Here is a 23,234-nt window from a genome sequence, read left to right on the forward strand (position 1 = left end):
ATACGGGGAGTAGGCAGTGTCGGACGGAACGACGAATTTCGCGGACAAGACCCACCAGCAACTCATCGCGATGGTCACGAGCACCCAGCCTTCGCTCGTGCTGAGCCGGAGTCAGCAGCTACAGGCGGCCGGACGCGTGCTGGGCGAGCTGAGCGCGGCGCTCAAGTCGCATCTCGGCAACGTCAATTGGGAAGGCCAGGCCGGCGAGAACTTCAAGACCTGGGCAGGCAACCTGCAGCAGTCCGCCGAGAAGCTCGGTGCCTATGCGGCGAATGCGGGCACGGCCATGCACCAGGCCGGCGAGATGCTCAGCAGCGTCAAGGCCGGCATGCCGGAGTTTCCGAGGGACGCGCAGCGCCAGGTGCTGAGGCGCGGAACGCAGCAGCCCCTCCCCTCGGTCGTCAACGGCATTCTTCTGTTCAGCACCAACCCGAATGATCCCGGAAATCCGAACACCGCGCAGATCGACGATGCGATGAAGGGCAAGCTGGCGCTCGACGGCAATCCGTGGGTTACCGACGCGATGTTCAAGGCGAGCGAGAGCCAGGTCTACAGGGCGCACCAGGACGCCATCCACCAGATGGAGAAGCTGGGCCAGGCGTACTCGGCGGCGACGACGACGCTGACCGGGCTCGGCGACAATGTGGTGCTGCCGGGGACGCCTGGAGAAGGCAATAAGCAGTACAGCAGCTCTGACTACCCGAACGGTGGCGGCTATGGGGGCGGTTCCGGCGGCTACGTCAGCCGCCCGCGTCGTGGCAGCAGCAGCACCGGAGGGAGCTACCAAGCGTCCACTGCCAACTACGCTGGCAGCTCGGTCTCCTACCGTGAGCCGGGAACGGGTTCCTGGGAATCGACCTCAGGGAGAGCAGGGTCGATCCCTCCGCACGGTGGCGGGCAGGCGCCGCTGCCGCAGGACCCCGGATCGGTGGGATCGCCCTCGTCGCCATCCAGCCCCATCGATCCCACTGGCACAGGCATCGACAGCCTGCCGCCTTCGTCGACCCTGCCGAACCCGACGATTCCCGGAAGTGGGCCGCTGACGCCGGATGGCCCGGGTTCCACTCCTATCTATCAGGGTGGCGGGCTCAATTCCCCTGGCGGCGGGCCGGGGATTCCGGGCGGGTACCCGACGGGTGCTCAGGGCCCGGGCTTCCCTGTCGGGGGCGGGCCCGGGGCCGTCCCGGTGAAGGGCGGTGGTTCGGGCTCCACCCGGCCGGTTCCGTTCGGCGGCGCCAAGGGGCCCGGAAGTCCTGGCGCGCCCGCGCTTCCGGTCGGGAAGGTGTTCGGTCTCAATGAGGCCGGGCCGGCTGGAGGTAATCGAGGTGGAATGCCCATGGGTGGGATGCACCCCATGGGCGGTCACGGTGCCGGAGGCGGCGGCGGTGGATCGAGGGGAAGGGGCTTGACCTCGACCCCGGGCGGTGTGGTCGGCGGCCGTAAGGGGCCTGCCGCCAGTGGTGAGTTCACGCCGGGTGGCACGGGCCTGCGTAACCGTGCGGGAGCTGGAGCTGCCGAGGGCGGTGCACGGGGGCAGAACGGGATGATGGCCCCGGGCATGGCCGGCCACGGCGGTAGGAACGAGCGCGACCGTCGCAAGCGCGCGGACTATCTGCACGAGGACGAGGAGACCTGGACCAGCGGTACTCCGTACAGCAACCCGGACGTGATTGAGTAGGACGGCAATCACTGCCCGGCCGCTGGGCTCGCCCGGCGGCCGGGCAGACCTGTTCAGGGCACGCTTAGTAGGCAAGGGAGTTGTGGTGGGGCGATTGAGCGTGCGACTGCGTTGGCGTGTCGTGACTGCGATGCTTCTGGGGGTCGGAACGGTGGTGTGCCCGGCTGTGGCACCCGCCTTCGCCGGCGATTCGATCCGCGGGGATCAGTGGCACTTGGATTCGATGCATGCCCCCGAGCTGTGGAACACATCGAAGGGGGAGAACATCACTGTCGCGGTCATCGACGGTGGATTCAAACTGGATCACCCGGACCTGGCTGGGCAGTTTCTCCCGGGTAAGGACTTCAGCGGAGGCTCGGGGGGAGTCGGGTCCTATGTCGAGGGGCACGGAACGGGGATCTCGAGCCTCATCGCAGGAACGGGCCGCGCCAATGGGGGAAAGGGGGCCTACGGCCTCGCGCCAGGTGCCAAGATTCTTCCTTTGAAGATTGACACCGGCGCTGGAGGTTCAGTGCCCGATCACGATTTCTTGGACCAGATCGGGCAGGCCGTCACCTACGCAGTCGAGCACGGCGCCAAGGTCATCAATATTTCTCTGGGGACCAGAGCGGCCCCGGTTGATGCCGCCGATGTTGCGAACCTGAACAAGATCTTGGCTTGGGCGCGGGCCAAGGGCTCTCTCGTGGTGGCCAGCGTCGGAAACGATGCTCAGGTGGGGAATCCGGTCGAGTACCCGGGCGCCCTCCCCAATGTGGTCGGGGTCGGCGCCACGGACCGGGAGGGGAAAGCGACCGACGAGTCGGAGTCCGGCCCGCAGGTCACGCTCGTCGCGCCAGGTATGGACATGATTGCGGCGTGCACCGGTTCGACCGGGTACTGCAAGAGCCACGGGACCTCGGATTCGGCTGCCCTGGTCTCGGCGTCGGCAGCGCTGGTGTGGTCGGTGCACCCGGAGTGGACGGCGAATCAGATCCTGCGCGTTCTCATCAATACGGCAGGCAAGCCGAGTGGCGGGTCCGACCGCACGGACTACCTCGGATACGGTGCCGTCCGACCCCGCATCGCCTTGGTGACCCCGGGCGACCCCGGGCCGGCGGACAAGTCCCCGCTGTCAGCCGACTCGGCTCCGCCGACTGCCGTGCCGTCGCCGACCGTCAGTGCATCCGCCACTCCGTCCTCGCGGCCGAGTCCCACCGAGACCGACGTGGCGGTGGGGGCGCCGCCCTCGCAGCCGAAGGCTGACGCGTCGTCGGGTTCGGGCGGGAGCGTGCTGCCGATCGTCGGGGGTGTGGTGGCCGGGCTGGTGGTGGTCGCGGGTGTGGTGTTCGTCGTGGTGCGGCGGCGGAAGGGTGCCGTCTACCCGCCGAACCCGTAGGCCGGGGCGGGGAGTCGTGAAGTGTTGGCGGGCTGCGGTCGGGGCGCTGGTGGTGGCGGCGGTGGTGGTGGCTGGGCCGGTTGCTGCCGCCGACACCATTCGGCAGCAGCAGTGGCATCTGGAGGCGATGCACGCGCAGGAGATGTGGAAGGCGACCAGGGGGCAGGGCATCACCGTCGCCGTGATCGACGGCGGGTTCAACCTGCAACACCCGGACCTGGCAGGCCAGTTCCTCCCCGGCAGGGACTTCAGCGGCAGCTCCGGCGGCGTCGGGTCCGACCCGGACGGGCACGGTACCGGGATGGCCGGTCTCATCGCGGGGACGGGCAAGGGCCTGGGCGGGACGGGAGCCCAGGGTCTGGCGCCCGGCGTGAAGCTGCTTCCCCTCAAGATCAACAATGGGACGGTCGAGTCGCTCGTCCCGTCCGCCTTCACGGGACAGCTCTCGGCGGCCATCACCTACGCGGCCGACCAGGGCGCCGAGGTCGTCAGCATCTCGCAGGCGATGAGTGAGGCGGTGACGTCGCCGGAGGACGTGGCCACCCTGCGAAGCGCCGTCGCCGCCGCGCGGGCGAAGGGCGTTCTCGTGGTCGCGAGTGTCGGCAACGACGCACAGAAGGGCAATCCGGTCGAGATCCCGGCGGCTCTGCCGGGAGTCGTCGGCGTCGGGGCGGCCGATCGGGACGGCACGGCGACGGACGAGTCCGGGTACGGGCCGCAGGTGGCCTTCGTGGCGCCGGGGAAGGATCTGATCGCCGCCTGCACCGCGCCCTCCGGTTACTGCCGGAGTCACGGCACCTCGGACGCGACGGCCCTGGTGTCCGCCTCGGCCGCGCTGGTGTGGTCGGCGCATCCGGAGTGGACGGCGAACCAGGTTCTGCGGGTGCTGATCGACACGGCTGACGGGCCGAAGGGCGGGCCTGCGCGTACGGACCGCCTCGGATACGGCTCCGTACGGCCCTGGATCGCCCTGACGGCTCCGATCGATCCCGGCCCGGCGGATGTTCCGCCGCTTCCGATCGCTCAGGCCACACCCTCCACCACACCCTCCACCACGCCGTCCAGCACGCCGAGTTCGGCGGCGGCGACCCCCAGCGGCATGCCCAAGGTCGATGCGTCGCGAGGCTCCGGCGGGAGTGTCGGCCTGCCGATCGCCGCAGGCGCGGTGGTGACGGCCCTGGCCGTGGCCGCCGGCGTGGTGTTCGCCGTCCGGCGGCGGAGGCGTGGGTCGACCGCCGCGCGGTAGGAGGCGCGGTCGCGCGCGGGGGCGCGAGCCGCACCGGGCGCATCGGGCTCACCCGGCCGGGGGCTGGTGGTGGGCGCGGCGGGGTCGGGAGGGTGGCGGTATGAGTGCGAAGGATGGGCAGGTGCGGCGGGCGGCGGTGGCCGCGTTGGTCGGGACGGCGATCGAGTTCTACGACTTCTTCATCTACGGGACGGCGGCGGCGCTGGTCTTCGGGCCGGTGTTCTTTCCCGGCCTCGGTGCGGTGGGGGCGTTGGTGGCGGCGTTCTCGGTGTACGCGGTGGCGTTCCTGGCGCGGCCGTTGGGGGCGGTGGTGTTCGGGCATTTCGGGGACAGGGTGGGGCGGCGGGCGGTGCTGGTGGTGTCGCTGCTGCTGATGGGGGTGGCGACGGCGCTGGTGGGGGTGTTGCCGGGGTTCGGGGTGTGGGGGTGGTGGGCGCCGGGGGTGCTGGTGGTGTTGCGGGTGTGTCAGGGCGTGGGGTTGGGCGGGGAGTGGGGTGGGGCGGCGCTGTTGGTGGCGGAGAACGCGCCGGCGGGGCGGCGGGGGCGGTACGGGGGGTTCCTGCAGTTGGGGCCGACGCTGGGGTTCGTGTTGGCGAACGGGGTGTTCCTGGCGCTGCAACTCGGGTTGAGCGAGCGGGCGTTCAGGGACTGGGGGTGGCGGGTGCCGTTCGTCGCCTCGCTGGCGCTGGTGGCGGTGGGGCTGTTCGTGCGGCTGCGGCTGGAGGAGTCGCCGGTGTTCCGTGGGGAGGAGTGCGCCCGCAGGGTGCGGTTGCCGCTGGCGGAGGTGCTGCGGGGGCACTGGCGGCGGGTGCTGGCGGGCTGCGGGGTGATCACCGTGGGGTACGCGCTGTTCTACCTGACGACCACCTTCGCCCTGGCGTACGCGTCCACCGGTCTGGGCCTGGGGAGCACGATGGTGCTGTCGGTGCTGCTGGTGGGCGCGCTGGGCATGGGTGGCACGGTGTGGCTGAGCGCCTCGCGCAGTGACGGGTGGGGGCGGCGGCGGACGCTGGGGTGGGCGACGGCGCTGGCGGGGTCGTGGTCGCTGCTGCTGTTCCCGTTGCTGGAGAGCGGGCGCCGGCCGCTGGTGTTCGTGGCGCTGGTCGGGGCGATGCTGGTGCTGGGGGCGATGTTCGGGCCGGTGGCGGCGTTCCTGCCGGAGCTGTTCCCGACGCGGGTGCGCTACACGGGCGCGGCGCTGACGTACAACCTGGGCGGCGTGGTGGGCGGGGCGACGACACCGCTGGTGGCGACCAGGCTGACGGAGGCGTGCGGGACGGCGCAGCCGGTGGGCTGGTACCTGGCGGGGCTGGGCGTGGTGGCGCTCGCCTGTCTGCGGCTGCTGCCGGAGACGGGCGGTACGGAGCTGGCGGCGGCGGGCCGCCGGGCGCCCGCGCTGAACGCGGACCCGGCGGCCTGAAGCACGGATCAGACGGAGAGGGCGGCCCGGCCGGCGAGGAGGACGGCGGTGTGCCGGGCGACGCGCTCGCCGAGGTGCTCGGCGGTGGCGATGTCGGCCTTGTGGACGGCCTCCGGGCCGGCGTCGGTGGGGGAGGAGGCGGCGGCGCCGTTGGAGAAGCCGAGGCGGTTGAGGTCGTCCTCGCTGGCGGTGGTGGCGTTCCAGCCGGGCTTGAGGCCGAGGTTGACCCAGCTCATGCCGTGCTGGGCGGCGAGGGTCTGGAAGTAGCCGAGGGTGCCGGCCTTGTCGCCGCTCTTGGAGGCGGAGTTGGTGAAGCCGGCGGCGACCTTGTCCTTCCAGGCGTCGGTGAACCAGCGCTTGCTGGTGGCCTCGGCGAAGACGTGGAAGGCGCCGGAGGCGGTGCCCATGTAGGTGGGGGAGCCGAAGACGATCGCGTCGGCGGCGTCGAGCTGGGCCCACTGCTCCTCGGTGATGGTGTCGACGGCGATCGACACGACCTCGGCTCCGCCGGCGGCGGCACCGCGGGCGACGGCCTCGGCGAGGACGGCGGTGTGGCCGTAGCCGGAGTGGTAGGCGAGGGCGACGGTCGGACGGACGGCGGTCATGTGGGCACTCCCGGGCGATGAGGAACGGCGGAGGAACGGCGGAGGACGGACGCGGGGAGCGGGCCCCGCCTCGATGGTCTCCAATATAGACCAGGTCTCCATCAGTAACCAAGGGTGGATTGGAGACCGAAGGACTACTCTGGACGGCATGACGACGGCGCAAGCCGCCCGGGTCGCGACGACCGGGCGAGGAGAGACGAGGGAGACCGAGGAGCCGGTGCTCGAACACGACGTGTTCGCCCAGCTCTGCCCCAGCCGCGCGGTGTTCGCCGAGCTGGCCGACAAGTGGTCGATGCTGATCCTGATGAGCCTGGTCACCTGCGGCCCGCAGCGGTTCTCCGAACTGCAGCGCGGGGTCGGCGGGGTCAGCCGCAAGATGCTCACCCAGTCGCTGCGCACCCTGGAGCGCAGTGGCCTGGTGCTGCGCACGGTCTTCCCGGAGACGCCCCCGCGGGTGGTCTACGACCTGCTGCCGCTCGGCCGCGAGCTGGCCGGACTGCTCGAGCCGCTGGGCCGCTGGACGGAGCTGCGCACCGGGCAGATGCTCGCCGCCCGCGAGGAGTTCGACGCGGCGCACGCCCCCGACGGGCCGTAGGGCCGGGATCGATTTCCCTTCCGCCCCGGCGGCCGTGTAATGTCTTCCTTGTTCGACCGGCCCGGCGGAAACGCCCGGCAAGCCCCTATAGCTCAGTCGGTAGAGCGTCTCCATGGTAAGGAGAAGGTCTGCGGTTCGATTCCGCATGGGGGCTCCACATGAAGACCCCCGCCTCACGGCGGGGGTCTTTCGCGTTCCGCCGTGGTGCAGAGGTCTGGCAGGTCGGGTACGGAATGCGCTGTGATGGTGCGTCATCGGCCGCCCGCCCGCCCGAGGGGCGCGGGCTCGGGCCGGGCCCCGACCTGGAGGCGTCATGGGCGTTCGACTCGTGGTGGTCGACGACCACCGGCTGTTGGCGGAGGCGTTGGCGACCGCGCTGCAACTGCGCGGCCACCGGGTGCTGGCGGTCGGCACCCCGGCCGCGACCGCGGCCGACCTGGTGGCGGGGCGCCGGCCCGAGGTGTGCCTGCTGGGCGTGGCGGCGCCGGGGGAGCCGGGGGCCTTCGACGGGCTGCGCCGGATCCGCCGCGAGCGCCCCGAGGTGGCGGTGATCGTGCTCGGCCCGGTGGGTGAACTGCGCGGCGTGGCAGGGGCGTTCGCGGCCGGCGCGGCGGGCTACGTGCCCAGCGACGAGCGGATCGAGGTGGTCGAGCGGGCGATCGGACGGGCCCGCGCGGGCGAGGCCGCCGTCGCCGTGGACGTGCTGCGCGGGGCCTTCGACCAGTTGCTGCGCCCGGTCGTCGAGCCGGACGACGAGGCCGTGCGGCTGCTGCGGCTGCTGACCCGCCGTGAGGTGCAGGTGCTGGGCCGGATCGCGGACGGCGAGGACACCGCGGCGATCGCCGCCGGGATGCGGATCGCCGCGAGCACCGCCCGTACCCATGTGCAGCGGGTGCTGATGAAGCTCGGCGCGCGTACGAGGCTGGAGGCGGCCGCGGTGGCGGCGCGCACCGGCCTGCTGGAGCGGATGTCCGGGAGCTGAGCGGCGGACGGGGCCGGGAGACCCGGAGCCGCACCGGGCCCGCGGATGTGGTCCGGAGCACTCCGACGGACAGGGAGAATGGCCCCAGTCGTTCGCACTTCGTCGACGGCGCCGCCGAAGGGGCGGGTCGTCGTCGCGCGCTGGAGGTCTTGACATGAGTAAGTACCTGGTCACGGGTGGCGCCGGCTACGTCGGCAGTGTGGTGGCCGCCCACCTGCTGGAGGCGGGTCACCAGGTGACCGTCCTGGACGACCTCTCCACCGGGTTCCGCGAGGGCGTCCCGGCGGGTGCCGAGTTCGTCGAGGGGCGCATCCAGGAGGCCGGCAAGGTGCTGGACGGCTCCTTCGACGGCGTGCTGCACTTCGCCGCCTCCTCCCAGGTCGGCGAGTCGGTCGTGGACCCGGAGAAGTACTGGCGCAACAACGTGGCCGGCTCCCTGGAGCTGATCAGCGCGATGCGCGAGGCCGGCGTGCGCAGGCTGGTGTTCTCCTCCACCGCCGCGACCTACGGCGAGCCGGAGGCCGTGCCGATCGCCGAGACGGCCCGCACCGCCCCGACCAACACCTACGGCGCCACCAAGCTGGCCGTCGACCACCTGATCACCGGCGAGGCCGTCGCCCACGGCCTGGCCGCCGTCTCCCTGCGCTACTTCAACGTGGCCGGCGCGTACGGCGCCTACGGCGAGCGGCACGACCCCGAGTCGCACCTGATCCCGCTGGTCTTCCAGGCCGCGCTGGGTCAGCGCCCGCACATCGCGGTCTACGGCGACGACTACCCGACCCCGGACGGCACCTGCATCCGCGACTACATCCACGTCGCCGACCTCGCCGACGCCCACCTGCTGGCGCTGGACGCGGCCAAGCCGGGCGAGCACCTGATCTGCAACCTGGGCAACGGCAGCGGCTTCTCGGTGCGCGAGGTGATCGAGTCGGTCAAGCGCGTCACCGGCCGCGAGATCCCGGTGCAGGTCGCCGCCCGCCGCGCCGGCGACCCGGCCGTGCTGGTCGCCTCCGCCGCCCGCGCCCACGAGGCCCTCGGCTGGACGCCGCGCCGCCCGAACCTGGACGACATCGTGGCCGACGCCTGGAAGTTCACCCTGGAGAAGAACGGCAGCTGATCCGGCCGCCGAGGGCGCCGCTCCCCACCCGGGGGCGGCGCCCTCGGTCTTTCCCGAAACGGTCAACACCGTTCACTTGGGTACCTCCTGACGAAACTTCACCAAACCGCCACGAGCGCCCTTCCCGGCCCGTACGCTGTTGGCGGCACCGGTGGGGGCGGGTGCCCTTCGGCCGGGACGGCCGGCTCGGACGGTCTGAGCAGGGGGGAACTGAGGATGGGGCGGATTCGGGTCCTGGTGGTGGACGACCACCGGATCTTCGCCGAGGCACTGGCCGCGTCACTGGCCGCCGAACCCGACGTGGAGGTGGGCGCGGCCGGCAGTGCCGCCGCCGCCGAGCGGGCCCTGGAGCGGGCCGCCGGTGAGGGGCGGGCCTACGACGTGGTGCTGATCGACGCCGATCTCGGTTCCCAGGGCGCAGCTCCGGCGCTGCCGCCCTCCTCCGGCCCGGCCGTCGCACCGGGCCAGCCCGGCCCGCCGGGCGTACGGCGGCGCCCGGCACCGGCGGTGCCGCAGCCGCGCCGCCCGGCCGCCCCGCCCGGATGCGCCCCGCCGGCCGGCGGACACCCAGGGGACGCGCTGCGCGCCCAGACCTCCCGCCTCGAGACCCATCGGGCCGACCAGCTCAGGCCGGCGCCCCCGGCCTCGGACGGCATCACCCTGCTGGGCCGGCTGCGCCGCGCCCACCCGGGGCTGCGCGCCGTCGTGCTGGCCGCCGCCGACGACCCGCACCGGGCCGCCCGCGCCCTGCACGCCGGGGCCACCGGCTGGGTGGCGAAGGAGAGTTCGCTGGCCCGGCTGCTCGCCGTGGTCCGGGGCGTGCTGCGGGACGAGACGCACCTGCCGCCGGCCCTGCTGACCGGGGTGATCCGCGAGCTGACCACCGCCCGGCGCGACCGCACCGAGAGCGAGCGGCTGGTGGACACCCTGACCCCGCGCGAGAAGCAGATCCTGCGCTGCATGGTCGCGGGCCTGGGCCGCCAGGCCGTCGCCGAGCGGCTCTACCTGTCCCCGCACACCGTCCGCACCCACATGCAGAACGTGCTGGGCAAGCTGGGCGTGCACTCCACGCTGGCCGCCGTCGCGGTCGCCCGCCGGGCCGGGGTCAGTCCGGCCGAGCCGGCCGCGCCCGCGCCGACGCAGCCGGTGGCGAGCAGCTCCGAGCGCGGCTGAGCACGGAAGAGCACGGCTGAGCACGGCTGAACACGGAAGAGCCCGAGGAGGCCGAGGAAGCCGAACGGCCGGGTCAGCCCGGGAAGTTGTCGAACGGCGCGACCAGCAGCCGCAGCAGGGCCGCGAGTTCGCCCTGCTGGCCCGCGGTGAGCTGGGCGAGCAGTTCGCGCTCGTGGACGAGCAGTCCGGCGAGGGCCTGGTCGGCGCGGTCTCGGCCGTCGTCGGTGAGGCGGACGAGGACGCCGCGCCGGTCGTCCGGGTCGGGCAGCCGCTTGACGAGGCCCTTGCCGGTGAGGCGGTCGATCCGGTTGGTCATGGTGCCGGAGGTGACCAGGGTCTGGGTGAGCAGCTGGCCGGGGGAGAGCTGGTACGGGGAGCCGGCCCGCCGCAGGGCGGTCAGGACGTCGAACTCCCAGGGCTCCAGGCCGTGCTCGGCGAAGGCGGTGCGGCGGGCACGGTCGAGGTGCCGGGCGAGCCGGCTGACCCGGCTGAGTACCTCTAGCGGCTCCACGTCGAGGTCGGGGCGCTCCCGGCGCCACGCTGCGACCAGCCTGTCGACCTCGTCCTCCATGACGATCAGTGTATCGGTGGATGTGTCGATGTGAAGTCTCTTGACATCGAGAAATGTGCCAGCAAGGCTACATGTGGATATCTTGATATCGAGATACATGAGAGGTGCGCCATGGCCACCCCCGTCTGGGACCCGGCTCAGTACCTGCGCTTCGCCGACGAACGCAACCGTCCGCTGCGCGACCTGCTCGCTCGCGTCCCCGCTCTTCCGCACCCCGGCGCCGAGGTGCTCCTCGACATCGGCTGCGGCCCCGGCAACTCCACCGCCGCCCTGCGCGAGCGCTGGCCCGACGCCCACCTCACCGGCGTCGACTCCTCCGCCCCCATGCTGGCCACCGCCCGCGCCGAGGGCGAGCCCCGCGCCGAGTACCTGCTCGCCGACGCCCGTGACTACGACCCGGCCCCCGCCGCTCCCGACCTGGTCTTCTCCAACGCCCTCCTCCAGTGGGTGGACGGGCACCTGGCCGTGCTCACGCGCTGGGCCGACGCCCTGCGCCCCGGCGGGGTCGTCGCCTTCCAGGTGCCGGGCAACTTCGACGCCCCCAGCCACACCCTGCTCGCCGACCTGCGCCGCAGCGCCCGCTGGCGCGACGCGCTCGGGGTGGAGGCCGTACGCGCCGGGGTCCACCGGCCCGAGCGCTACCTCGAGGCCCTGGCCGGCGCCGGCTGCCAGGCCGACGTCTGGGAGACCACCTACTGCACCCTGCTCCCGGGGGAGGACCCCGTCCTGGAGTGGGTCAAGGGCACCGCACTGCGCCCCGTCCTCACCCGGCTCGCCGACCCGGCCGACCGGGCCGACTTCCTCGCCGAGTACGGGCGGCTGCTGCGCGATGCGTACCCGGCCGGGGAGTACGGCACGGTGTTCCCGTTCCGGCGGATCTTCGCCGTGGGGACCAAGGGCTGACGCGGGCGGGACCGAGGGCCGACGCCGGCGAGACCGGTAGGGATCGAGGGCCGACGCCGTGGGGGCCGAGGGCCGACGCGGCCCCGGGCTCAGGCCTTGCGGTCGCCGACCAGGTTCGGGTGCCGCTCCAGGCCCTCCAGCCCGTGCCAGGCCAGGTTCACCAGGTGGGCCGCCACCGTCGCCTTGTCCGGCTTGCGGACCTCCAGCCACCACTGGCCGGTCAGGGCGACCATCCCGACGAGCATCTGCGAGTACATCGGGGCCAGCCGCGCGTCGAAGCCCCGGGACTTGAACTCCAGGCCGAGGATGTCCTCGACCTGGGTGGCGATGTCGCTGATCAGCGAGGCGAAGGTGCCGGTCGACTGGGCCACCGGCGAGTCCCGGACGAGGATGCGGAAGCCGTCCGTCGAGGTGTCGATGTAGTCCATCAGCGCGAAGGCCGCCTGCTCCAGCAGCTCCCGGGAGTGCCCGCCGGTCAGCGCCCCGGTGACCATGTCCAGCAGCAGCTGCATCTCGCGGTCCACGACGACGGCGTACAGCCCCTCCTTGCCGCCGAAGTGCTCGTACACCACCGGCTTGGACACCCCGGCGCGCTCGGCGATCTCCTCCACCGAGGTGCCGTCGTAGCCGCGCTCCGCGAAGACCGTCCGGCCGATCTCCAGCAGCTGCTCGCGCCGCTGCTTGCCCGTCATCCGGACCCGCCCGCCGCGCCGGCGCGGGGCCGCGGCCCCGCCCCGCTCCGTACCCCCGTCGACGGCCCCCGTCGGTGCAGCGGCGCGCGGACGGGCGGGCGCCGCATCGGGCGCCGCGTCCGTCCGCGTGCTGTGGTGACCGCCTGTGCTGTCTGCGCTGCTCCCGTTCACCCCTACATCATGCTGGAAGCGCCGCCTCATGCGGCGCGGCGGGCGGCGATCCGCTGCGCGTCCGGCCAGCGGACGTCCCGGACCCAGCCGGCCAGCTCGAACCAGCGGATCAGCCGGGCCGAGGAGTCGATCTGCCCGCGCAGCACCCCGTGCCGGGCGGCGGTCGGGTCGGCGTGGTGCAGGTTGTGCCAGGACTCGCCGCAGGACAGGACCGCGAGCCACCAGACGTTGCCGGAGCGGTCCCGGGAGCGGAAGGGGCGCCGGCCGATGGCGTGGCAGATCGAGTTGATGGACCAGGTGACGTGGTGCAGCAGCGCCACGCGCACCAGCGAGCCCCAGAAGAAGGAGGACAGCGCGCCCTGCCAGGAGAGCGTCACCAGGCCGCCGACCAGCGCGGGCAGCAGCAGGGAGATGAGGGTCCAGAGCCAGAACGTCCGGGAGATCCGCCGCATGGCCGGGTCCTCGACGAGGTCGGGGGCGTACTTGGCCTGAGAGGTCTGCTCCTCGTCGAACATCCAGCCCATGTGGGCCCACCACAGGCCCTTCATCAGGGCCGGGACGGTCTCGCCGTAGCGCCAGGGCGAGTGCGGGTCGCCGTCCTTGTCGCTGAAGCGGTGGTGGCGGCGGTGGTCGGCGACCCAGCGCACCAGCGGGCCCTCGACGGCCAGGCTGCCGGCGATGGCCAGGGCCAGGCGCATCGGGCGGTTCGCCTTGAAGGCGCCGTGGGTGAAGTAGCGGTGGTAGCCGACGGTGACGCCGTGGCAGGTGAGGAAGTACATGACGACGGCGATCGTGACGTCCGTCCAGCCGAGCCCCCAGCCCCAGGCCACCGGGGCGGCGGCCAGCAGGGCGGCGAAGGGCACGAGGATGAACAGCACCAGCGCGAGCCGCTCGGCGAAGCCCTGGCGCTCCCCGCCGCGGGTGGCGGACAGCTGGGCGGCGTCGGCGGCCTCGTCGCTGGAGGGATCGAGGGAGGGGTCGAGGGAGGGGTCGGGGGAGGGGGTGGGGAGCGCGGGGGACCCCGCGCGCGCCTCGCCGGCCTGGATGGTCATGGGCGTCCCTTTGCGGCGTCCCGGAACGGGAGAGGAGCGGAGGCTACGTTCGCGTAACCTACGGCATCGTAGGTTGCGCTCCGTGGTCGTGGGAACACACCGCCGCGCGGCGCTTGAGTGAATTCACCCGACTGGATGGATGAACCGTCGTGTCGGTTCGACGCCGTGAGGTTCGCTCCGGATCGGGCGGGACGGTTGGCGGCGGGTGGTAGATGTGAGGCCCGTCAAGCCGTAGTCTTGGGCGAGCGCGCCGCCGGGAGTGACTGTGGGCGGCTGTGCGGTCCCGGATCGTCTAAGGGCAGGACAGCTGGTTTTGGTCCAGCTTATGGGGGTTCGAATCCTCCTCCGGGAGCACTCCGAACGGCCACGGGCGGGAATCCGCACGTCGAGGGCCCGGCGTTCGAGCCGGCCGCCTCGCACTATCCTCGAATGGCCAGGGCATCTGTGCGGATTCGCACCCCAGGCCGATCCGCCCTCGCTGTGAACCGATTGAGGAGCCTCCCCGCATGGCCAAGTCGCTTGCCGCCGTTGTCGTGCTCGCCGCCGGTGGCGGGACCCGGATGAAGTCCAACAAGCTGCCCAAGGTCCTGCACGAGGTGTGTGGGCGCTCGTTGGTGGGTCATGCCGTCTCGGCCGCCGGAGAGCTGAGCCCCGGTCAGCTGGTCGTCGTCGTCGGGCACCAGCGCGAGCAGGTCGAGGAGCACCTGGCCGCCCATCACCCGCAGGCGCGCGCGGTGGTGCAGGAGGAGCAGAAGGGCACCGGCCACGCCGTCCGTACGGCGCTGGAGGCGCTCGCCGGGGACGGCGTCGTGCTGGACGGCACCGTGATCGTCACCGCCGGGGACTCCCCGCTGCTCACCGTCGACACCCTGCGCCGGCTGGCCCGGGCGCACGAGGCGCAGGACAACGGCGTGACCGTGCTGACCGCCGTCGTCCCCGACCCCTTCGGGTACGGGCGCATCCTGCGGGACGAGGACGGCACGGTCGCCGCGATCGTCGAGGAGCGGGACGCCAGCGACACCCAGCGGGCGATCACCGAGATCAACTCCGGCGTCTTCGCCTTCGACGCCAAGCTGCTCGCCGAGGCGCTGGCCGAGCTCACCACCGACAACTCCCAGGGCGAGGAGTACCTGACCGACACCCTGGAGATCCTGCGCAAGGCCGGCCACCGGGTCGGTGCCGTCGTCGCCGAGGACCACCGGGACATCCTGGGCATCAACGACCGGGTCCAGCTCGCCCAGGCCCGCCGGCTGCTGAACGACCGGCTGCTGGAGCAGGCGATGCGCGCGGGCGTCACCGTCGTGGACCCGGCGAGCACCTGGCTGGACGTGCAGGTGACGTACGAGCCCGACGCCGTCGTCCTGCCCAACACCCAGCTGCAGGGCGCGACCCACCTGGGCGAGGGCTGCGAGGTGGGCCCGAACTCCACCCTGACCGACACCCTCGTCGGCGCCGGTGCCCGTGTGAGCAACACCACGGCGGTGAGCGCCGAGATCGGCGAGCTGGCCGTCACCGGCCCGTACGCCTATCTGCGGCCGGGCGCGAAGCTGGCCCGCAAGGCGAAGGTCGGCACCTACGTCGAGGTGAAGAACTCCGAGCTGGGCGAGGGTTCCAAGGTCCCGCACCTCTCCTACATCGGCGACGCCACCATCGGCGAGGGCACCAACGTCGGCGCGGCCTCGGTGACCGTCAACTACGACGGCATCAACAAGCACCGCACGGTCATCGGCGCTCACTGCCGTACGGGTTCGGACAACATGTTCATCGCCCCGGTCACGATCGGTGACGGCGCCTACACCGCGGCCGGCTCGGTCATCACCAACGACGTGCAGCCGGGCGCACTGGGCGTGAGCCGGGCGCAGCAGCGCAACATCGAGGGCTGGGTGGAGCGCAAGCGCCCCGGGACCGCATCGGCGCAGGCCGCGAAGGCTGCGAAGGACGGGGCGGAGGAAGCCTGACGGGGCGGTCGGTTCGCCGAGGGAAGGTCCCGGGGCGGACGGTTTCCGCACGGGCGCGTAACCTTGGGGACATACGTGCGCCACTGGGCCTCACGGCCCGTGTCCAGGCGTACGAGAATTCCCCCGATCCCCTGTTGCGCGCGGGCCCTCGCCTGCCCGGAGCGGGCTGAGGGGTTCAGCGTCCGCAACGCGAGGAGACGGTGCAGTGAGCGGGATCACGACGTCGGGTGAGAAGAAGCTGAAGCTCTTCTCCGGCCGTGCCCACCCGGAACTGGCGACGGAGGTGGCTGCGGCGCTGGGAACCGAACTGGTCCCGACCAAGGCCCTGGACTTCGCCAACGGCGAGATCTACGTCCGCTTCCTGGAGTCGGCGCGCGGTGCGGACTGCTTCGTGATGCAGAGCCACACGGCTCCCATCAACCAGTGGATCATGGAACAGCTGATCATGATCGATGCTCTGAAGCGGGCCTCCGCCCGGAGCATCACCGCGATCCTGCCGTTCTACGGGTACGCCCGCCAGGACAAGAAGCACCTGGGCCGCGAGCCCATCTCCGCCCGGCTCGTCGCCGACCTGCTGCGCCAGGCCGGCGCCGACCGCCTGATGGCCGTCGACCTGCACACCGCGCAGATCCAGGGCTTCTTCGACGGCCCGGTGGACCACCTGTTCGCGCTGCCGCTGCTGGCCGACTACATCGGCGGGAAGGTCGACCGCGACAAGCTCACCGTCGTCTCCCCGGACGCCGGCCGGGTCAAGGTGGCCGACCAGTGGTGCGACCGCCTGGACGCGCCGCTGGCGATCATCCACAAGCGCCGCGACATGACGCAGGCCAACACCATCCTGTCGGCCGACGTGGTCGGTGACGTCAAGGACCGCGTCTGCGTCCTGGTCGACGACATGATCGACACCGCCGGCACGATCTGCGCCGCGGCCGACGCCCTGTTCGAGAACGGCGCGGCCGACGTCCTCGTGGCGGCCACCCACGGCGTGCTCTCCGGCCCGGCCGCGGACCGTCTGAAGAACTCGCGGGTGAGCGAGTTCGTGTTCACCAACACGCTGCCCACCCCGGCCTCGCTGCAGCTGGACAAGATCACCACCCTCTCCATCGCCCCGTCGATCGCGGCCGCGATCCGCGAGGTGTTCGAGGAGGGCTCGGTCACGAGCCTCTTCGAGGGCGTGCACTGACGAAGCTCCGCCGTGGCGGCCCCGGTCCCCTCGCGGGCCGGGGCCGCCGCCGATTTCGCGTCAGCGCACCGGTGAGGTTAGACTCGTGAAACTGCTCGGCGAGGGATGCCGTGTGCCCGCTCTACGGGCGCCCGCTCCGTGATCGACGCGCTGCCGGTGCCGGATTCCCGTCCGCCGGCAGAGGTCGTTGCCGCCGAGTGACCCCCGAACGTACTGAGGGTGTGGTCCCGGCGGTTTTTCGTTGCCTGCACCCCCGCGCCATTTCACGAGGAGTGCAGTCGTGTCCGAGATCCGCATCGCCGCCGAGACCCGTACCGAGTTCGGCAAGGGTGCCGCCCGTCGCGCCCGTCGCGCCGGCTTCGTCCCCGGTGTCGTCTACGGCCACGGCCACGCCCCGGTTCACCTGAACCTGCCCGGCCACGACCTGATGATGGCGCTGAAGACCCCGAACGCCCTGCTGGTCGTCCCGATCGAGGGCAAGGACGAGTACGTCCTGCCGAAGGCCGTCCAGCGCGAGGCCATCAAGCGCACCATCGAGCACGTCGACCTGCTGCTGGTCAAGCGTGGCGAGAAGGTCACCGTCGAGATCCCGGTCCACACCGAGGGCGAGCTGGCCCCCGGCGGCAACCTGCTGGAGCACGTCCTGCAGGCCCTGCCGGTCGAGGCCGAGGCCACCCACCTGCCCGAGGCCGTCACCGTGTCCGTCGAGGGCCTGGAGGCCGGCGCCTCGGTGCTCGCCAAGGACATCGTCCTGCCGGTCGGCACCACCCTGGCCGTCGAGGCCGACACCGTCGTGCTGCAGGTCATCGCCGCCCAGGCCGCCCCGGCCGAGGAGGCCGCCGAGGCCGAGGGCACCGAGGCCTGAGCTTCGCCCCGTAGCTGAGAACCACAGCTGAGATCCACAGCTGAGATCCACGCTGAGATCCACGCTGAGATCCACAGCTGAGACCGCTGCCCCGGTCGCTCCCGCTGGAGCGGCCGGGGCAGCGGTGCGTCCGGGATGATGGCGACGAGTTCGAAGGAGAGGACCGCAGGCATGGCGGACGAGTACGAGGGCCCCTGGCTGGTGGTGGGGCTGGGCAACCCGGGCGAGCAGTACGCCCGGAACCGGCACAACATCGGCTTCATGGTGGTCGACCTGCTGGCGCAGCGCATGGGCGCGAAGTTCAAGGCGCACAAGAGCCGGGCGCAGGTGGCCGAAGGACGGCTGTCGGGCCGGCGGGTGGTGCTGGCCAAGCCCCTGTCGTTCATGAACCTGTCCGGCGGGCCGGTGACGGCGCTGCGGGACTTCTACAAGGCGCCCGCCTCGGCGCTGATCGCCGTCCACGACGAGCTGGACATCGACTACGCGGCGCTGCGGCTCAAGCTCGGCGGCGGGGACAACGGGCACAACGGGCTCAAGTCGATCACCAAGTCGCTGGGCCCGGACTACTACCGGGTGCGCTGCGGGATCGGCCGCCCGCCGGGGCGGATGGACGTCGCGGACTTCGTGCTCAAGGACTTCTCCTCGACGGAGCGCAAGGAACTGGACTGGTTCGTGGACCGCTCGGCCGACGCCGTGGAGGCGCTGCTGTCCGAGGGCCTGGAGCGGGCTCAGGGGACGTACAACTCCTGACCGAACGGGTGCCTGACGTGTCGTCATGTGCACGGTGTGGCGGGTACGCAACAGTCGTACAACGCTTGCCGGTCCAAACCTGAATCCGTGTGAGAACCCTGTGCGGGATCGGATAGCGTCGCCCTGGTACGCGAACGAGTCCTGGGGAGTTCTCGATGCGGAGATTGCGTCCGGTGCGTCTGCTTCGGCGGCGCCGGGTGGTCCGGCTGGTGAAGCTCGGACGGCGGGTCGGCACGGTCGGCGCGCTGGGGGCGGCGGGGGTGCTGCTGTCGAGCGGTGCGTTGGCGCACGCCGACGCGGCCGCCGAGCCCGAGCCCGCGGCCACCCCCGAGCCGGCGGCGGCGCAGTTCGCCCCGCTCCTGGGCGACTCGGTGGGCCCCGACGCGGGCCTGTTCGCGGTCGGCGGGGGCCTGCTGGTCTCGGCCGGCGGCGCGGCCCTGTGGCTCAAGCGCCGCCGCGCGGGCGAGGTCGGCGAGTAGGCGTACGCGGGTTCTTCGGGGCCGGTGTCCACGGGAAACGTGGGCGCCGGCCCTTTTTTCCTCTTCCATGTCATCCGTTTCCCACGGGCGGGGCGTCCTGGGGTCATGAAGCGCGAATCGGTGCGTCCGGGGGGCGGCGACGGCGGCGACGGAGGCGACCCCTTCGACGAGTTCGTCGCGGCGCGGTACCAGGCCCTGCTGCGCGGGGCCTACCTGATCACGGGCGACGTCCACGACGCCCGCGACCTGCTGCACGACGCCCTCGCCCGGGTGTACCCGAAGCGGTCCACCATCAGGGACCCGCAGGCGGCGGAGGGGTACGTACGGACGACGATGGTCCGCACGCACGTCTCCCGCTGGCGGCGGACCAGGCGGGAGGTGCTGACCTCCGAACCGCCGGACGGCCCGGGTGAGAGCGCGGGCGTCGAGGACGAGCGGCTGGCCGCGGCGTTGCGGGCCCTGCCCAGGCGTCAGCGGGCCGCGGTGGTGCTGCGGTACTACCTGGACCTCCCCGTCATCAAGGTGGCCGAGGAGCTGGGCTGTTCCCTGCCCACGGCCAAGACCCACCTCGCCCGGGCGATGAAGGCGCTTCGCCAGGAACTGTCCGGTGAGAGGGAGTTGATGGGCCATGTCGGCTGAGCGGCCGGACGGGTTCGAGGAGCAGCTGGCCGTCAGGCTCGGTGCGAGGGCGGCCTCGGTGGGCGGCAGCCCGCCGCTGGCGGCGCTGCGGGAGGCCGGGCGGCGGCGGGCGCGGCGGCAGAACGTGGTGCGCGGGGTGGCCTCGGTGGCGCTGCTGGCGGCCGGGGTGGGGGTGCTGGGGCAGATCGGCGGCAGGGGCGGGGAGCCGCCGCCGACGGCGACGCCGACCGCCACGGCGCCCTGGTGGTCGGCCGGCCCGGTCAACGGCTGCCAGGGAGGGCCGAGTTCGATGCGGACCCCGGGGTGGTACCCGCCGACGGACCCCAGGACCGTCCCGTCGGACGCGCCCTTGCTGGGGCAGGAGCGCATGCCGGGCATGGCCCCGCAGCGGCTGATGACGGTCTCGCCGACCGGCAAGTGGCTCCCGTTCGACGAGGCGGTCTCCCGGGCCGGCGCAGCCGTCGCCGAACTGGGGGTCGGCCCGTACCGGGACCAGTTCTTCGGGATGTGCGTCGGGGGGGACGCCCGCCCCGGCACGCTCTACGTCATGCGCACGCCCGGGGCGGCGGACTTCGAGCGGGCCGTGCGGGAGCGGGTGGGCTCCTCGGAGGTCGGGATCGAGTTCCGGGACGCCGCCGCGAGCAGGGTCGCCCTGGACGCGCTGGCCGCCCGGATCGCCGGGGAGGCCGAGACGTACTGGAAGCCCCGGAACGTGACGCTCGTCGGGGTCGCGGTCTGCGCCGACGGCGCCGGGGTGCGGGTGGACGTGGCCCAGCAGGCGGAGGCCGTGCGGGCGGAGATCCTGGCCCGCTACGGCCCCCTGGTCGTCGAGGTCGTCCACCGCGGCGGGTGACCCCGACGGCGAAGGGCCGGTGTCCCACGGGGGTGGACACCGGCCCTTCGTCATGTCGTCATGTCGTCATGTCTTCGGGCGGGCCGTCAGCCGGTGTTGCGCAGGCCGGCGGCGATGCCGTTGACGGTGAGCAGCAGCGCGCGGGCGCGCAGCGGGTCCTCGTGGCGGCCGGTGGCCACCTCCTCGCGCTGGCGGCGCAGGAGGGCGACCTGGAGGTAGGAGATCGGGTCGAGGTAGGCGTCGCGGACGGTGAAGGTCTGCTTCAGCACCGGGTTGTGCTCCAGCAGTTCGCTCTCCCCGGTGAGGCGCAGGACCTCGCGCAGGGTGCGGTCGTGCTCGGCGACGATCTGGTCGAAGACGTGGTGCAGCTCGGCGGGCACCAGCTGCTCGACGTAGTGGCGGGCGATCCGCAGATCGGTCTTGGCCAGCGTCATGGCGACGTTGGACAGGAAGTTCCGGAAGAAGTGCCACTGGCCGTACATCTCGTCCAGCACGGCGCCCAGGCCCGCCTCGCGGGCGGCGGCGAGGCCGGAGCCGACGCCGTACCAGCCGGGGACGATCTGGCGGGACTGCGTCCAGCCGAAGACCCACGGGATGGCCCGCAGGCCGTCCAGCCCGGCGCCGGAGTCGGGGCGGCGGGAGGGGCGCGAGCCCAGGTGCAGGGAGGCGAGCTGGTCGACCGGGGTGGCGGCGAAGAAGTACTTCGGCAGGTCGTCCTGCTCGACGAGGGCGCGGTAGGAGGTGTGGGCGGCCTCGGAGACCTGGTCCATCGCCGCGTCCCAGCGGGCCAGTTCCTCGGGGGCCTGGCGCGGGGCGGTGTGCAGCGCGGAGGCGGAGAGGGTGGCGGAGATGGTCAGCTCCAGGTTCTCCCGGGCGAGGGAGGGGAGCAGGTACTTGTCGGAGATGACCTCGCCCTGCTCGGTGACCTTGATCTCGCCCTCCAAGGTGCCCCAGGGCTGGGCGAGGATCGCCTCGTGCGAGGGGCCTCCGCCGCGGCCGACGGTGCCGCCGCGGCCGTGGAAGAGGCGCAGGCGGATGCCGTAGCGGTGGGCGACGTCGCGCAGGCGGCGCTGGGCGCGGTGGATCTCCCACTGGGAGGTGGTGATGCCGCCGAACTTGGAGGAGTCGGAGTAGCCGAGCATGACCTCCTGGACGTCGCCGCGCAGCGAGACGAGCAGCCGGTAGGAGGGGTCGGAGAGCATCTCGTCGAGGATGCGGTCGGCCTGCTGGAGCTCGTCGGTGGTCTCCAGCAGCGGCACGATGCCGATCTTGGCGATCCCGGCGTGCAGGTCGATCAGGCCGGCCTCGCGGGCCAGGACGGTGGCGGCGAAGACGTCGTCGGCGCCCTGGCACATCGAGATGATGTAGCTCTCGACGATCTCGTCGCCGAAGCGCTCGAAGCCCTCGCGGATGGTGTTGAAGACGCCGAGGGTCTTGGTGCCGGCCTCGTCGAGCGGGGCCGGGGTGGGGGCGAGCGGGCGGCGCGAGCGCAGCTCCTTGGCGAGCAGCCGCTGGCGGTACTCGCGGGGCATGTCGGCGTAGCGCCACGCCTCCTCGCCGAGGCGGTCGAAGAGCTGGCCGAGGGCGTGGTGGTGGGCCTCGGCGTGCTCGCGCACGTCCATGGTGGCGAGCTGGAGGCCGAACGCCTCGATGGTGCGGATGGTGCGGGCCAGGCGGCCGTCGGCGATGAGCTCGCCGCGGTGGGAGCGCAGGGAGTCCTGGACGAGGCGCAGGTCGGTGATCAGCTCGCGGGTGCCGAGGTAGTCGCGGCCCTCGACGTGCGGGGTGCCGCCGGCCAGGCGCTCGCGGGTGTTCTCCAGCTTCAGGCGCACGCAGGTGGCCTTGAGGCGGTAGGGCTCCTCGGCGTTCATCCGCTTGTAGCGGGGGCTGAGTTCGGGGAGCCGGTGCAGGTCGTTGTTGAGCGAGGCGAGCAGTTCGACGGAGGCGCCGGCGAGCCGCTCGGAGGTGGAGAGGGTGTTGCGCAGGTCGTCGATCGCGGCGAGGGCGTCCTTGATGCCGTACTCGTGCTGGAGGTTGAGGACGTCCCAGGTGACCTGCGGGGTGACGTTGGGGTTGCCGTCGCGGTCGCCGCCGATCCAGGTGCCGAAGGTGAGCGGGCGCACGCCGTCGGGCAGGTTCAGGCCGACGCGGGCGAGCTCCTCGTGCAGTTCCTCCAGCACCTCGGGGACGGCCTCGCGGTAGAGCTCGTCCAGGTAGTAGACGGCGTTGCGGGCCTCGTCGGTGGGCTCGGGGCGGGCGATGCGCAGCTCGTCGGTCTGCCAGAGCAGGTCGATGACCTCGGCGAGCCGGCGGTCGGCGGAGCGGCGGGCGCTGCTGACGCGGGCCGGGTCGGCGGCGGCCAGGCCGGAGGAGATCTCCTGACGGTGGATGCGGTCGAGGAGTTCGCCGATCCTGCGCAGCTTGTTGAGGACGCTGCGGCGGGCGGCCTCGGTGGGGTGGGCGGTGAAGACCGGACGGACCGCGAGGTGGGCCAGGGTGTCCTCGAGGTGCTTGGGGTCGGCCTCGGCGAGCTGGTCGGCGGTCTGGGCGAGCAGCGAGCCCTCGCGGGCGCGGCGGGTGGCGAGTTCGCGGCCGCGGTGCACCTGCTCGGTGACGTTGGCGAGGTGGAAGTAGGTGGAGAAGGCGCGCACCAGCTTGGCGGCGGTCTCCAGGTCGATGTCGGAGAGCAGTTCGGCGGTGGCCTCGCCGTCGGTGCGGCTGAGCAGGCGGACCTGTTCGACCAGGCCCAGCAGCTGGGGGCCCTCCTGACGGACCAGGGTCTCGCCGAGGAGGTCGCCGAGGCGGCGGATGTCCGCGCGCAGGGCTGAGTTATCGGCTTCCGGGCCGGGGGCGACGACCGGAGTCGGGCTGTCCGCCGGGCTGGGGACCGGAGCGGTCACGGCTGGCTCCCTGTGGTGGTGGGGTTC

Annotated in this window: 21 protein-coding genes and 2 tRNA genes; 18 read left to right on the plus strand and 5 right to left on the minus strand. The window is 72.4% G+C overall.

Annotated features, from left to right (window positions below; genetic code table 11):
* The first annotated feature begins 16 nt into the window (after positions 1–16).
* The 4 genes from ACIBCA_RS05060 (at position 17) to ACIBCA_RS05075 (ending at position 5,719) form a co-directional block, all read left to right on the plus strand.
* Positions 17–1,678, plus strand: a complete 1,662-nt coding sequence (locus ACIBCA_RS05060) for a WXG100 family type VII secretion target (RefSeq protein WP_396281428.1) — start codon at positions 17–19, stop codon at positions 1,676–1,678.
* 130 nt (positions 1,679–1,808) lie between these two features.
* Positions 1,809–3,053, plus strand: coding sequence for a S8 family serine peptidase (locus ACIBCA_RS05065; protein WP_396281429.1), 1,245 nt, complete (start codon positions 1,809–1,811; stop codon positions 3,051–3,053).
* Positions 3,054–3,069: 16 nt separating this feature from the next.
* Positions 3,070–4,299 carry a type VII secretion-associated serine protease mycosin gene (gene mycP / locus ACIBCA_RS05070; RefSeq protein ID WP_396281430.1) on the plus strand — a complete coding sequence of 410 codons (1,230 nt, stop codon included), beginning with the start codon at positions 3,070–3,072 and terminating at the stop codon, positions 4,297–4,299.
* Between the two features lie 100 nt (positions 4,300–4,399).
* Positions 4,400–5,719, plus strand: coding sequence for an MFS transporter (locus tag ACIBCA_RS05075; RefSeq protein WP_396281431.1), 1,320 nt, complete (start codon positions 4,400–4,402; stop codon positions 5,717–5,719).
* 8 nt (positions 5,720–5,727) lie between these two features.
* On the opposite strand, the gene ACIBCA_RS05080 is transcribed toward ACIBCA_RS05075, so the two are convergent.
* A complete protein-coding gene (locus ACIBCA_RS05080) occupies positions 5,728–6,324 on the minus strand; it encodes a flavodoxin family protein (protein WP_396281432.1) in 597 nt (198 codons plus the stop codon).
* 148 nt (positions 6,325–6,472) lie between these two features.
* Between ACIBCA_RS05080 and ACIBCA_RS05085 the strand changes: the two genes are divergently transcribed.
* The 5 genes from ACIBCA_RS05085 (at position 6,473) to ACIBCA_RS05105 (ending at position 10,191) form a co-directional block, all read left to right on the plus strand.
* Positions 6,473–6,919, plus strand: a complete 447-nt coding sequence (locus ACIBCA_RS05085; RefSeq protein ID WP_396281433.1) for a winged helix-turn-helix transcriptional regulator — start codon at positions 6,473–6,475, stop codon at positions 6,917–6,919.
* A gap of 81 nt (positions 6,920–7,000) precedes the next feature.
* Positions 7,001–7,076: transfer RNA gene (locus tag ACIBCA_RS05090), tRNA-Thr, on the plus strand.
* Positions 7,077–7,232: 156 nt separating this feature from the next.
* On the plus strand, positions 7,233–7,901 hold the full coding sequence (locus tag ACIBCA_RS05095; RefSeq protein WP_396281434.1) for a LuxR C-terminal-related transcriptional regulator: 669 nt from the start codon (positions 7,233–7,235) through the stop codon (positions 7,899–7,901).
* 154 nt (positions 7,902–8,055) lie between these two features.
* A complete protein-coding gene (gene galE / locus ACIBCA_RS05100; protein WP_396281435.1) occupies positions 8,056–9,018 on the plus strand; it encodes a UDP-glucose 4-epimerase GalE in 963 nt (320 codons plus the stop codon).
* A gap of 216 nt (positions 9,019–9,234) precedes the next feature.
* On the plus strand, positions 9,235–10,191 hold the full coding sequence (locus ACIBCA_RS05105) for a LuxR C-terminal-related transcriptional regulator (protein ID WP_396281436.1): 957 nt from the start codon (positions 9,235–9,237) through the stop codon (positions 10,189–10,191).
* A 73-nt stretch (positions 10,192–10,264) separates the two neighbouring features.
* Here the strand turns inward: ACIBCA_RS05105 and ACIBCA_RS05110 are convergent, their stop codons facing one another.
* Complete coding sequence (locus ACIBCA_RS05110) at positions 10,265–10,762, minus strand: MarR family winged helix-turn-helix transcriptional regulator (RefSeq protein ID WP_396281437.1); 498 nt, start codon at positions 10,760–10,762, stop codon at positions 10,265–10,267.
* Between the two features lie 111 nt (positions 10,763–10,873).
* Between ACIBCA_RS05110 and ACIBCA_RS05115 the strand changes: the two genes are divergently transcribed.
* Entirely contained in the window at positions 10,874–11,665 is a 792-nt protein-coding gene (locus tag ACIBCA_RS05115; RefSeq protein WP_396281438.1) for a methyltransferase domain-containing protein, read from the plus strand.
* A gap of 89 nt (positions 11,666–11,754) precedes the next feature.
* On the opposite strand, the gene ACIBCA_RS05120 is transcribed toward ACIBCA_RS05115, so the two are convergent.
* Together ACIBCA_RS05120 and ACIBCA_RS05125 are read right to left on the minus strand one after the other, a co-directional pair.
* Positions 11,755–12,357 (minus strand): TetR/AcrR family transcriptional regulator, encoded by a 603-nt coding sequence (locus ACIBCA_RS05120; protein WP_396281439.1) that lies wholly within the window; start codon positions 12,355–12,357, stop codon positions 11,755–11,757.
* Positions 12,358–12,554: 197 nt separating this feature from the next.
* Complete coding sequence (locus ACIBCA_RS05125; protein WP_396281440.1) at positions 12,555–13,580, minus strand: acyl-CoA desaturase; 1,026 nt, start codon at positions 13,578–13,580, stop codon at positions 12,555–12,557.
* A 281-nt stretch (positions 13,581–13,861) separates the two neighbouring features.
* On the opposite strand from ACIBCA_RS05125, the gene ACIBCA_RS05130 reads away from it, so the two are divergent.
* From ACIBCA_RS05130 to ACIBCA_RS05165, 8 genes are all read left to right on the plus strand, one after another.
* Positions 13,862–13,932 (plus strand) — tRNA-Gln (locus ACIBCA_RS05130).
* Positions 13,933–14,086: 154 nt separating this feature from the next.
* Positions 14,087–15,538: a bifunctional UDP-N-acetylglucosamine diphosphorylase/glucosamine-1-phosphate N-acetyltransferase GlmU gene (glmU, locus tag ACIBCA_RS05135; RefSeq protein ID WP_396281441.1), complete on the plus strand. Its 1,452-nt coding sequence runs from the start codon at positions 14,087–14,089 to the stop codon at positions 15,536–15,538.
* Positions 15,539–15,743: 205 nt separating this feature from the next.
* Positions 15,744–16,721 carry a ribose-phosphate diphosphokinase gene (locus tag ACIBCA_RS05140; RefSeq protein ID WP_396281442.1) on the plus strand — a complete coding sequence of 326 codons (978 nt, stop codon included), beginning with the start codon at positions 15,744–15,746 and terminating at the stop codon, positions 16,719–16,721.
* Between the two features lie 280 nt (positions 16,722–17,001).
* Complete coding sequence (locus ACIBCA_RS05145) at positions 17,002–17,586, plus strand: 50S ribosomal protein L25/general stress protein Ctc (RefSeq protein WP_396281443.1); 585 nt, start codon at positions 17,002–17,004, stop codon at positions 17,584–17,586.
* A 171-nt stretch (positions 17,587–17,757) separates the two neighbouring features.
* Entirely contained in the window at positions 17,758–18,336 is a 579-nt protein-coding gene (gene pth / locus ACIBCA_RS05150) for an aminoacyl-tRNA hydrolase (RefSeq protein ID WP_396281444.1), read from the plus strand.
* A 173-nt stretch (positions 18,337–18,509) separates the two neighbouring features.
* Positions 18,510–18,815: a hypothetical protein gene (locus ACIBCA_RS05155; RefSeq protein WP_396281445.1), complete on the plus strand. Its 306-nt coding sequence runs from the start codon at positions 18,510–18,512 to the stop codon at positions 18,813–18,815.
* Positions 18,816–18,920: 105 nt separating this feature from the next.
* On the plus strand, positions 18,921–19,454 hold the full coding sequence (locus tag ACIBCA_RS05160; protein WP_396281446.1) for a SigE family RNA polymerase sigma factor: 534 nt from the start codon (positions 18,921–18,923) through the stop codon (positions 19,452–19,454).
* Positions 19,444–20,307, plus strand: a complete 864-nt coding sequence (locus ACIBCA_RS05165; protein ID WP_396281447.1) for a hypothetical protein — start codon at positions 19,444–19,446, stop codon at positions 20,305–20,307. The genes ACIBCA_RS05160 and ACIBCA_RS05165 overlap by 11 nt, the downstream gene beginning before the upstream one ends.
* An 86-nt stretch (positions 20,308–20,393) precedes the next feature.
* Here the strand turns inward: ACIBCA_RS05165 and ppc are convergent, their stop codons facing one another.
* Positions 20,394–23,129 (minus strand): phosphoenolpyruvate carboxylase, encoded by a 2,736-nt coding sequence (ppc, locus tag ACIBCA_RS05170; RefSeq protein WP_396281801.1) that lies wholly within the window; start codon positions 23,127–23,129, stop codon positions 20,394–20,396.
* Positions 23,130–23,234 lie beyond the last annotated feature (105 nt).

Origin of the sequence: Kitasatospora sp. NPDC051170 (assembly GCF_044455705.1) — a bacterium.
Classification (GTDB): Bacteria; Actinomycetota; Actinomycetes; order Streptomycetales; family Streptomycetaceae; genus Kitasatospora.

Excerpts from the sequence above, each read along its gene's own strand:
- ACIBCA_RS05075 (WP_396281431.1), top strand. The coding sequence starts at position 4,400 with ATGAGTGCGAAGGATGGGCAGGTGCGGCGGGCGGCGGTGGCCGCGTTG.
- ACIBCA_RS05080 (WP_396281432.1), bottom strand. The coding sequence starts at position 6,324 with ATGACCGCCGTCCGTCCGACCGTCGCCCTCGCCTACCACTCCGGCTAC.
- ACIBCA_RS05095 (WP_396281434.1), top strand. The coding sequence starts at position 7,233 with ATGGGCGTTCGACTCGTGGTGGTCGACGACCACCGGCTGTTGGCGGAG.
- ACIBCA_RS05160 (WP_396281446.1), top strand. The coding sequence starts at position 18,921 with ATGAAGCGCGAATCGGTGCGTCCGGGGGGCGGCGACGGCGGCGACGGA.
- glmU (WP_396281441.1), top strand. The coding sequence starts at position 14,087 with ATGGCCAAGTCGCTTGCCGCCGTTGTCGTGCTCGCCGCCGGTGGCGGG.
- galE (WP_396281435.1), top strand. The coding sequence starts at position 8,056 with ATGAGTAAGTACCTGGTCACGGGTGGCGCCGGCTACGTCGGCAGTGTG.
- ACIBCA_RS05120 (WP_396281439.1), bottom strand. The coding sequence starts at position 12,357 with ATGACGGGCAAGCAGCGGCGCGAGCAGCTGCTGGAGATCGGCCGGACG.
- ACIBCA_RS05110 (WP_396281437.1), bottom strand. The coding sequence starts at position 10,762 with ATGGAGGACGAGGTCGACAGGCTGGTCGCAGCGTGGCGCCGGGAGCGC.
- ACIBCA_RS05165 (WP_396281447.1), top strand. The coding sequence starts at position 19,444 with ATGTCGGCTGAGCGGCCGGACGGGTTCGAGGAGCAGCTGGCCGTCAGG.
- ACIBCA_RS05065 (WP_396281429.1), top strand. The coding sequence starts at position 1,809 with ATGCTTCTGGGGGTCGGAACGGTGGTGTGCCCGGCTGTGGCACCCGCC.
- pth (WP_396281444.1), top strand. The coding sequence starts at position 17,758 with ATGGCGGACGAGTACGAGGGCCCCTGGCTGGTGGTGGGGCTGGGCAAC.
- ACIBCA_RS05125 (WP_396281440.1), bottom strand. The coding sequence starts at position 13,580 with ATGACCATCCAGGCCGGCGAGGCGCGCGCGGGGTCCCCCGCGCTCCCC.
- ACIBCA_RS05105 (WP_396281436.1), top strand. The coding sequence starts at position 9,235 with ATGGGGCGGATTCGGGTCCTGGTGGTGGACGACCACCGGATCTTCGCC.
- ACIBCA_RS05085 (WP_396281433.1), top strand. The coding sequence starts at position 6,473 with ATGACGACGGCGCAAGCCGCCCGGGTCGCGACGACCGGGCGAGGAGAG.
- ACIBCA_RS05115 (WP_396281438.1), top strand. The coding sequence starts at position 10,874 with ATGGCCACCCCCGTCTGGGACCCGGCTCAGTACCTGCGCTTCGCCGAC.